8 protein-coding genes are annotated in these 9,083 nt (G+C 74.9%); 6 read left to right on the top strand and 2 right to left on the bottom strand.

Annotated features, from left to right (window positions below; genetic code table 11):
• Positions 1–1,201 (bottom strand): polyketide synthase (locus AB0K09_RS24170; RefSeq protein ID WP_366067469.1); only part of this gene is annotated, 1,201 nt, incomplete at its 3' end.
• Positions 1,202–1,343: 142 nt separating this feature from the next.
• On the opposite strand from AB0K09_RS24170, the gene AB0K09_RS24165 reads away from it, so the two are divergent.
• From AB0K09_RS24165 to AB0K09_RS24155, 3 genes are read left to right on the top strand one after another with little or no spacing between them, the layout of a single operon-like run.
• On the top strand, positions 1,344–1,943 hold the full coding sequence (locus AB0K09_RS24165) for a gamma carbonic anhydrase family protein (protein WP_366067468.1): 600 nt from the start codon (positions 1,344–1,346) through the stop codon (positions 1,941–1,943).
• Complete coding sequence (locus AB0K09_RS24160; RefSeq protein WP_366067467.1) at positions 1,940–3,511, top strand: DHA2 family efflux MFS transporter permease subunit; 1,572 nt, start codon at positions 1,940–1,942, stop codon at positions 3,509–3,511. Before AB0K09_RS24165 ends, AB0K09_RS24160 begins: the two co-directional genes overlap by 4 nt.
• Positions 3,508–4,647, top strand: a complete 1,140-nt coding sequence (locus AB0K09_RS24155; protein WP_366067466.1) for a permease — start codon at positions 3,508–3,510, stop codon at positions 4,645–4,647. Before AB0K09_RS24160 ends, AB0K09_RS24155 begins: the two co-directional genes overlap by 4 nt.
• Positions 4,648–4,720: 73 nt before the next feature.
• On the opposite strand, the gene AB0K09_RS24150 is transcribed toward AB0K09_RS24155, so the two are convergent.
• The gene (locus tag AB0K09_RS24150) at positions 4,721–5,578 is read right to left on the bottom strand and encodes a methyltransferase (RefSeq protein WP_366067465.1); all 858 of its coding nucleotides are present in this window, start codon (positions 5,576–5,578) and stop codon (positions 4,721–4,723) included.
• 77 nt (positions 5,579–5,655) lie between these two features.
• Here AB0K09_RS24150 and AB0K09_RS24145 point away from each other — a divergent pair, with 77 nt between their 5' ends.
• The 3 genes from AB0K09_RS24145 to AB0K09_RS24135 form a co-directional block, all read left to right on the top strand.
• Complete coding sequence (locus tag AB0K09_RS24145) at positions 5,656–6,234, top strand: XRE family transcriptional regulator (protein ID WP_366067464.1); 579 nt, start codon at positions 5,656–5,658, stop codon at positions 6,232–6,234.
• 119 nt (positions 6,235–6,353) lie between these two features.
• On the top strand, positions 6,354–7,928 hold the full coding sequence (locus tag AB0K09_RS24140) for an FAD/NAD(P)-binding protein (RefSeq protein ID WP_366067463.1): 1,575 nt from the start codon (positions 6,354–6,356) through the stop codon (positions 7,926–7,928).
• On the top strand, positions 7,925–9,083 hold a 1,159-nt coding region (locus AB0K09_RS24135), incomplete at its 3' end, for a multidrug effflux MFS transporter (protein WP_366067462.1). The genes AB0K09_RS24140 and AB0K09_RS24135, both read left to right, overlap by 4 nt.

The following is a 9,083-nucleotide window of genomic DNA, read 5'->3' as shown; positions in this document are numbered from 1 at the left end:
GCCCTAGGGCGTCGAAGTCGATGCCGGGGTTGAGCGGCAGCGCGCCGAGGTTCGCGGGCACCCGGCCGTGGCGCAGCACGAGCAGGGCCTTGAGCAGTCCCGCCATCCCCGAGGCCGGTTCCAGATGCCCCAGATGACTCTTCACCGACCCCACCGGCAGCGGCCGCCCGGGGGCGCGCCGGCTGCCCAGCGCCCGGCCCACCGCGCGGCACTCCACCGGGTCGCCCACGGGTGTGCCGGTGCCGTGCATCTCCAGGTAGACCAGCTCGTCCGCCGCGACCCCGGCCGTCGCGTACACCTCCCGCAGCAGCGCCTCCTGGGCCGCCGCGCTGGGCTGCGCCAGGCCGGGCGTGCGCCCGTCGGCGTTGACGCCGCTGCCCAGGATCACGGCGTGCACCCGGTCCCCGTCGCGCACGGCGGCGCTCAGCGGCTTCAGGACGAGCAGGCCGCCGCCCTCCGCACGCACATAGCCGTCGGCCTCGGCCGAGAACGGCCGGCAGCGGCCGGTGGGGGAGAGCATCGACGCCTTCGCGAAACCGATGAACTCGTAGGGGCTCAGCAGCACGTTGACGCCCGCCGCCAGCGCCAGGCCGCTGCGTCCGGTGCGCAGCGCCTCACAGGCGTGGTGCAGGGCGAACAGGGACGAGGAGCAGGCGGTGTCCACCGCCAGGCTGGGCCCGCGCAGATCCAGGAAGTGCGACACCCGGTTGGCGGTGTTGCAGCTCGCCCCGCCCGTCATGGTGTAGGCGTCGGCCGACCGGGGGTCGAGCCCCTGGAGGAAGGCGAAGGACTGGGTGGACGTCCCCACGTACACGGCGGCGTCCGAACCGGCGAGCGAGGCCGGCGCGATGCCCGCGTGGTCGAGGGCCTCGACCGCCATCTCCAGCAGCAGCCGCTGCTGGGGGTCCATGCTCCGGGCCTCGCGCGGCGAGACGCGGAAGTACCCGGCGTCGAAGCCGCGCACGTCCGGCAGGAAGCCGCCGGCCGCCGTGTACGCCTTGCCCGGGCGCCCCGGCTCGGGATCGACCCAGCGGGCCGCGTCGAACCGGTCGGCGGGCACCCGCCCGATCAGTTCACGGCCCTCGCACAGCGCGGACCACAGCCCGTCGAGGCTGCTGATACCGCCGGGGAGCCGGCACGCGGCACCGACGACGGCGACCGGTTCGGCGGCGGATTCGGCGGTGGATTCGCGGGAGGACACCACGGAAAGACTCCTCAGGGCCGGACGTCACGACTGTCACTCACCTGCTCCGATGCCCGCTCGTCCGGTGAAAGGCCCCAGGAACCATCCATGTGGGGGATGCCGTGTATGTCTCCCGGCCGTCACGGGAAGCGCCGCAAGCATGACCACCGCCCCGGAACACGCAACTTCCCACCCCCTCCCCGGCCGCCCCGCCCCCGGGTTCCTCGCCGTGCCGGTGCTGGGCCGCTCGCCCGCCGCCGACCCCTCCGCGTTCGTCGCGCCCACGGCCGTCCTGGTCGGCTCGGTACGGCTCGCGGCCCGGGCCAGCGTCTGGTACCACGCCGTGCTGCGCGCGGACGGCGACGACATCGTCCTCGGCGAGGAGAGCAACGTGCAGGACGGCGCCGTCCTCCACGCCGACCCCGGTTTCCCGGTGCGCGTCGGCGCCCGCGTCTCCATCGGCCACAACGCCACGCTCCACGGCTGCCGGCTGGCGGACGACGTGCTGGTCGGCATGGGGGCCGTCGTGCTCAACGGGGCGAGCGTCGGCCCGTACAGCATCGTGGCCGCGGGCACGGTCGTCCCCCAGGGCCGGCACGTCCCGCCGCACTCGCTCGTCGCGGGACCGCACGCGAGCGTCGTGCGCGAGGTTACCGAGGAGGACAAGGCCCTCATCGCGGCCCACAGCCGCAACTACCTCGGACTGCTCCGCCTGTACCGGGCCGCCGGCGGCCCCGGCGACGAAGGGACTCCCGGGTGAACGGCTCCCCCGCGCACGGCCGCGCACGGCCGCTGACCGCGCTCGCCGTCGTGTCCTGCGCGGTGTTCATGGCCATGCTCGACAACCTCGCCGTGAACAACGCCCTGCCCCGCGTCGGCGCCGAGATGGGGCTGGGTGTCAGCGGGCTGCAGTGGGTGGTCGCCGCCTACACCCTGACGTTCGCCGCGTGTCTGCTCTCCGGCAGCGTGCTCGGGGAACGGCTCGGGCAGCGGCGCGCCTTCGTCGCCGGGATGCTGGTCTTCTGCGCGGGCTCGGCCTGCAGCGCGCTCGCGCCGGACTGGGCCACCCTGGTGGCCGGCCGGGTCGTGCAGGGAATCGGCGCGGCCGTCCTGATGCCGGCGAGCATGGCGTTGCTGCGGCACGTCTTCGCCGATCCCGTCCGCCGCACCCGCGCCATGGGCGTGCGCGGGGGCGCCGCCGGGCTCGGCGTGGCGCTCGGGCCCACGATCGGCGGGCCGCTCGTCGACGCGTTCGGCTGGCGCAGCGTCATGTGGATCAACGTCCCGGTGGGCGTGGCCGTGGTGCTCCTCGCGCCGCGGGTCCTGCCGCGCGTGCCGCCGGCGCCGGCCCGCTGGGACCCCGCCGGCCAGGTCCTCGCCGTGACCGGCCTCGGCAGCCTGATCCACGCTCTGGTCCAGGGCCCCGTCGACGGCTGGACGGCACCCGCCGTCCTCGCCACGCTCGCCCTGGCGGCCCTCGCCCTGCCCGCCTTCGTCGTGGCCGAGTACCGCGCGCCCGCCCCCATGCTGGACGTCCGGCTGCTGCGCGAGCGGGTGCCGGCCGCCGCCTCGCTGGCCTGTTTCACCGCCGGCCTGGGACTGTTCGGCAGCGTCTTCTTCCTGACGCTGTACCTGCAGAACGTCCTCGGCTGGTCCGCGACGGGCGCCGGGCTGGTCTTCCTCACCTCCTCCGCCTTCATCGTCCTGGCCGCACCGGCGGCGGGCGCGCTCGCCGCCTGCCAAGGAGCCCGGCTGCCGCTCATGAGCGGCCTGCTGCTGTGCGCCGTCGCCCTGCTGGGACTGAGCCGGTACGACCGGTACGCCGCGTACGGCGGCTACGGCTGGCTGCTGCCGGTCCTCGGCGCCGGCGTCGGCCTGACCTTCGTCTCCGCCGTCATCGCCGCCGTGCAGCGCGCCTCGGCGAGCCGGACGGCCATGACGTCCGCCCTGATGGACACCCTGCGCGAACTCGGCGGGGTGGTCGGCGTCGCCGCCCTCGGCGCGATCCTCACCGGCCGGATGCGCCCGGCCCTCTACGAGCGGGCGACCGCGGCGGGAGTGCCGGACGGGCTCGCGCACGACCTGGCCGGGTCCGTCATCCGGCACGGTGCCGCCGCCGTCCTGGACACCCCCGCCGCCGGCCCCATGGCCGCGGCCGGGCGGGTCTGGGTGGAGGAGGCGTTCGTCGACGGCCTGCAACTGGCACTGCGCTGCGGGGCGCTCGTCCTGCTCGGGGCGGCCGCCGCCGTGGCGCTGCTGCTGCGCGGCGACCGCGCGGCCGCCGCCGAACCGTCCCTGCCGCCCGCTGCCGTCACGAGGCGCCCGTGAGCCCCGGCCCGGGGCACGCCCTGCTGCACGCCCTGTCCCTGGCCGGCTCCATGACCTGGGAGATCACCTGGGCGCTGATCCTGGGCTTCGCCCTGTCGGCCGTGGTCCAGGCCGTGGCGCGCACCGAGACCGTCGTCGGACTGCTCGGCGACGACCGGCCCCGCACGCTCGCACTGGCCGCCGGGCTGGGCGCGGCCTCCTCGTCGTGCTCCTATGCCGCCGTGGCGCTGGCGCGCTCGCTCTTCCTCAGGGGCGCCGGCTTCACGGCGGCGATGGCCTTCGAGATCGCCTCCACGAATCTGGTGGTGGAACTGGGCGTGCTGCTGGCGCTGCTGATGGGCTGGCAGTTCACCGCCGCCGAGTTCACCGGCGGGGCGCTGATGATCGCGGTGCTCGCGGTGCTCTTCCGGCTCTTCCTGAGCGAGCGCCTGCTGCGCACGGCCCGGGAGCAGGCCGAGCGGGGGCTGACCGGCTCGATGGAGGGCCACGCGGCGATGAACATGTCCGTACGGCGCGGCGGCTCGCTCGCGCGCCGGCTGTTCTCGGCCGAGGGCTTCACCGCCGTCGCCCACGTCTTCGTCATGGAGTGGGCCGCCATCCTGCGCGACCTGGCGGCCGGGCTGCTGATCGCCGGCGCTGTCGCCGCGTGGGTGCCCGACTCCTTCTGGCAGTCCTTCTTCTTCGAGGGCAACCCGGTGGCCGCCCGGCTGTGGGGGCCGCTCGTCGGCCCCGTCGTGGCGATCGCCTCCTTCGTCTGCTCCATCGGCAACGTGCCGCTGGCCGCGGTGCTCTGGAAGGGCGGCATCAGCTTCGGCGGCGTCGTGGCGTTCCTCTTCGCCGATCTGCTGATCCCGCCCATCCTCGGCATCTACCGGAAGTACTACGGCGGCCGGACGGCGCTCTTCCTGCTGGGCACCTTCTACGCCGCGACGGTGGCGGCGGGCTACGCGGTGGAGTTCCTGTTCGGCGCGCTGGGCCTGGTGCCGGAGCGCGGGGGAGCGGACGTGCCGATGGGCGGTGTGCGGTGGAACTACACGACCGTCCTCAACCTGGTGTTCCTGACGGGAGCGGGGGTGCTGCTGGTGCGGTTCTTCCGCACGGGCGGGGCACGGATGCTGCGGATGATGGGCGGTTAGCGGCTGTCGGGCGCATCGTCACCGGGCAGCCGCGGTCCGGCGGAACGCGCGGTCACCGCCACCGGCACGTCCGTCATGATCCGCCGGACAGGCCCGGCCGCTGCCCGAAGTGGACCGTCTTCGCGGTCAGCAGGAAGAGGTCCGTGCGCCGGTCGACGCCCTCCGGGGCGTCCGGGTCCAGCAGCCGGTCCAGGGTCGTCAGGTCCTCGGCGTCGAGCAGCTCGCCGAGGACCGTGCGGTACCGCTCCAGCTGCCGCCGCACCGAGGCCCGGGGCCCGTCGGGCAGCGGAGCGGGGTGGTCGACGAGGAAGGTCCTGCTCCGCACCTCGGTGAGTCCCGCGGTCCGCAGCATCCCGGGCCAGTCCTCGACGACCGCCACCGACCCCGGCAGCTCGGCGCGCATCCGGTTGAACCGGTCCGCCTGCACCGCGTCCAGCCGGTCCTGCAGCCCGGGACGGCCGAAGCCCAGGTCGCGCGGCAGCCAGCGGGGCGGCAGTCCGCCCTCGACGATCGCCAGCACACCGCCGGGCGCGAGCAGCCCGGCCAGCCGGTGCAGCGCGTCCTGCTGGTCGCCGACGTGGTGCACGACCTGCCCGGACCACACCAGGTCCGCCGGCCCGGCCTCCGCCGCGAGGTCCGCGAGCCCCTCGGGGAAGCCGGCCACCCGGGTCCGCAGCCGCACGCCCAGCCGCCCGGCCCGCGCCTCGGCGCGGGCCAGCAGCTCCGGCGACCCGTCCACCGCGACGACCTCGGCGTCCGGGAACACCGCCGCCAGCCGGCAGGCGGTGACCCCGGGCCCGCTGCCGATGTCCATCACCCGACGGGGCGTCAGGTGCTCCAGCTCCCGCAGGGCCTGCCGCACATAGGGGCTGTGCGTCTCGCCCTCGAGCTCCAGCAGGTCGGCCATCGCGGCCCAGTCGAAGTCGTTCATGGGCCGACCATGCGCCCGCGCCGGGGCGGTGGGCAAAGGTTGTTGCCGTTCCGGCAAAAACCTCCTGCAATGGGGCCATGGAAGACGTACTCGCCGCCGTCGGCCCGCGGCTCAGACGCATCCGCCGGCAGCGCGGCTGCACCCTCGCCGCGCTGTCGGCGGCCACCGGGATCTCGGTCAGTACGCTGTCCCGCCTGGAGACCGGGCAGCGCCGGCCGAGCCTGGAACTGCTGCTGCCCATCGTCCAGGCCCACCAGGTGCCCCTGGACGAGCTGGTCGGCGCGCCACCGGCCGGCGACCCGCGCGTACGGCTCAAGCCCGTCGAGCGCGGGGACACCACGGTGGTGCCGCTGACGCGGCAGCCCGGCGGACTCCAGGCGTTCAAAATGGTCATCCCCACCGGCCGCAGCACCCCTGAACCCCGCACGCACGAGGGGTACGAGTGGCTGTACGTACTCAGCGGGACGCTGCGGCTGACGCTCGCCGACCACGACATCACGCTCGCGCCGGGCGAGGCCGCCGAGTTCGACACCCGGTTGCCGCACTGGTTCGGCAGCACGGGACAGACCCCGGTGGAGATCCTCAGCCTGTTCGGACCGCAGGGCGAACGCATGCACGTCCGCGCGCGGCCGCGCGCCCGGGGCACCCGGAGCTGACGGATTCGTAACCGTTTGACATGGAATCTCCGGGAGGGCGGCCACCATGTCTGGTAAATCGCCGGTCAATCCATCGCCAAGCCGTCGCCAATCGCCTCCCACAAGGAGAAGCCACCCCCATGAGCCGCGTCGACTCAGCGCCACCCCCGATGCCCCACGCGCCCCGCCCGTCCTCGCTCGGTGTCGTCGGAGCGGGCGGTGCCGCCACCGCCCTCCTGCACGCCCTCGCCGAACAGGCGGAACGCACAGCGCACCCGGACACCGCCGACGGCCGGTTACCCCGGCACATCGTCGTCTTCGAGCGGTCCGGCATCCCCGGCCCGGGCGCCGTCTACCAGGAGGACCTGGACAGCGCCCGCATCAACCGCGAGGCGGACCACATGTCGGTCTCCTCCACCGACCTGCGGCACTTCGCCACCTGGCGGCTGGAGAACGGGACGGACGGCGACCCCTTCCCGGGACGCGGGGTCTTCGGCGGCTATCTGCGGGAACGGTTCGCCACGGCCGTACGGCGCCTGCGGGCCCTCGGCACCGCCGTCGACCTCGTCCACGACGAGGTCGTCAACCTGCTGCCCACCGAACCGATCCGGCTGATCACACGCTCCCGGCGCGACTGGACCGTCGACGAACTCGTGCTCGCCATGGGCAACCCGCCGCAGCCCGACCTCTACCACCTGCACGGCGCCCCGGACTACCACCGCGAGCCCTTCCCGCTCACCCGGCTGCTGGCCGCCGTGCCGTCCGGCGCCTCCGTCGCCGTGCTCGGCACCGGCCTGGCCGCCGTCGACATCGCCATCGCGCTGAGCGGCTCCGGCCACCGCGGACCGGTGCACCTGCTCTCGCGCACCGGCATGCTGCCGCGCGTGCGCGCCGCCCTGCCGCCCGTACGGCTCACCCACTTCACCCCCGAGCGACTGGTGCAGCGCGCCGCCGGACGCCCCGGCCTGGACCTGCGCGACCTGGCCGAGCTGCTGCAACGCGACGCCGGGCCCCACCTGCCGCCCCTGGCCGGCATCCTGCGCCGGGCCCGCCGCGCCGGCGCCGCCGACGAGGTGCTGCGCGCCCAGCTCGCGGGGGAGCAGCAGGACATCGCGGCCTGGCAGCAGGTGCTGGCCGCCACCAACCCCGCCGTCGAGCACGCCTGGCGGCTGCTCCGCCCCGACGCCCGGAACCTGCTGTTCCAGCGCTACCACCGGCCGCTGACCAATCTGCGCAACCCCATGCCGCCGGTCAACGCCCGGCTGCTGCTGGACCTCATGGACGCCGGCGCGCTGCACGTCCGCGGCGGCCTGCTGCACGTCGGGGCCTATGCCAACGGCCCCTTCTACACCGTGCTCGCCGCTGACCGCCCGGCCCCGGACGTCCAGGAGTTCGACGTCGTCATCAGCGCCGTCGGCCCCGACCCCGGCGTCGGCGGACTGCGCGCCATGCCGCTGACCGCCTCGCTGGTCAACCAGGGACTGGCCCGCCCGCACCGCTACGGCGGCCTCACCGTCACTCCCGACCAGGCACTGGTCGGTGCCGACGGCAGGAGCGACCCGCGGATCCGCATCATCGGCAACCTGACAGCCGGCACCTTCTACTACACGAGCTCCATGGAGATGGTGGCCCGCCAGGCCGAGCGCCTCGCCGGCCTGCTGCGCATCCCGCCGGCGGACCGGCACTCCGCCGCTCCCCTGGAGGTGGCGGCGTGAGGCCCGCGCCCCCGGCCAAGGTCCTGACCGGCGTGCTCGTCGCCCTGGTCTGTCTGCCGCAGCTGGCGGTCGGCCTGTACGTGCCCGCCCTGCCCCGCATGGCCCACGACCTCGGCTCGGGCGAGGCGGCGGTCCAGCAGACGATGGTGGCCTACATGGCCGGCTACGCGCTGAGCATGCTGCTGGCCGGCCTGCTCGCCGACCGCTTCGGGCGGCGCCCGGTCCTGCTGGCCGGACTCGCCCTCTATGCCGTCGTCACGGCGGGGTCCATCGTGGCCGGCAGCGTCTGGCAGCTGGACGTGCTGCGCTTCTTCCAGGCGTTCGGCGGCTGCGCCGGGACCGTGGTGGCCCGGCTGATCGTCAAGGACGTCCTCGCGCCGGAGCGGCGGGTCGCGGCGCTGACGTACCTGTCCACCGGGCTGGCGGTCACCCCCGCCGTCGCCCCGGTGATCGGCGGACTGCTGGTCTCCCACGGATCGTGGCGGGCCGCCTTCGCCGTGATGCTCGTCTCGGGGCTCGCGGTCCTGGCCGCCGTGGCCCGGGCCGTGCCCGAGACCCTTGCTCCCGGCGCGGCCGTACGGCTGTCCGCGGCCCAGGTGCGCCGCGGCTACGCGGACGCCCTGCGCAACCCGGGCTTCCGCTCGGCGGCCATCGCCATCAGCCTCGCCTGGTGCGGCTACTCGGTCTTCACCATGCTCTCCTCCCTCCTGCTCCAGGGGCGGCTCGGGATGAGCCCCGTCGGCTTCGCGGCGGCCTACGGCTGCGTGGTGCTCGGCTACGTCGCCGGCAGCACCGCCGCCCGCCGGCTGGCGGGCCGCCGGTCCGCGCAGGCCATGACCCGGGGCGCGGGGCTGTGCGCCGGCGCGGCCGCGACCGTCCTGGTCGTGCTGGCCCTCTGCCTCCCCATGAGCCCGGCCGCGTTCACGGCGGGGATGGCCCTGGTCATGCTGGGGGTCGGCGCGGTCTTCCCGACCGCCCAGGCCGGCTCCCTGGAGGCGGTGAACGCCAACGCCGGACTGGCCTCCGGGCTCTTCTTCGCCACCCAGATGGCCGCCGGGGCGGTGTACGGGCAGCTGGCCTCGCTCGTCGACGTACGGACGCTCGCCATGCTCGACCTGGAGCCGGCCGAGGTGCTCACCGAGCTGGACCAGATCG

It is taken from the genome of Streptomyces sp. NPDC049577, assembly GCF_040675635.1.
In the GTDB taxonomy this organism is placed as follows: domain Bacteria; phylum Actinomycetota; class Actinomycetes; order Streptomycetales; family Streptomycetaceae; genus Streptomyces.
This window is presented reverse-complemented; position numbering and strand designations above follow the sequence as displayed.

Bases quoted from the DNA above. Each gene is read 5' to 3' on its own strand.
- AB0K09_RS24165 (WP_366067468.1), top strand. From the start codon at position 1,344: ATGACCACCGCCCCGGAACACGCAACTTCCCACCCCCTCCCCGGCCGC.
- AB0K09_RS24150 (WP_366067465.1), bottom strand. From the start codon at position 5,578: ATGAACGACTTCGACTGGGCCGCGATGGCCGACCTGCTGGAGCTCGAG.
- AB0K09_RS24145 (WP_366067464.1), top strand. From the start codon at position 5,656: ATGGAAGACGTACTCGCCGCCGTCGGCCCGCGGCTCAGACGCATCCGC.
- AB0K09_RS24140 (WP_366067463.1), top strand. From the start codon at position 6,354: ATGAGCCGCGTCGACTCAGCGCCACCCCCGATGCCCCACGCGCCCCGC.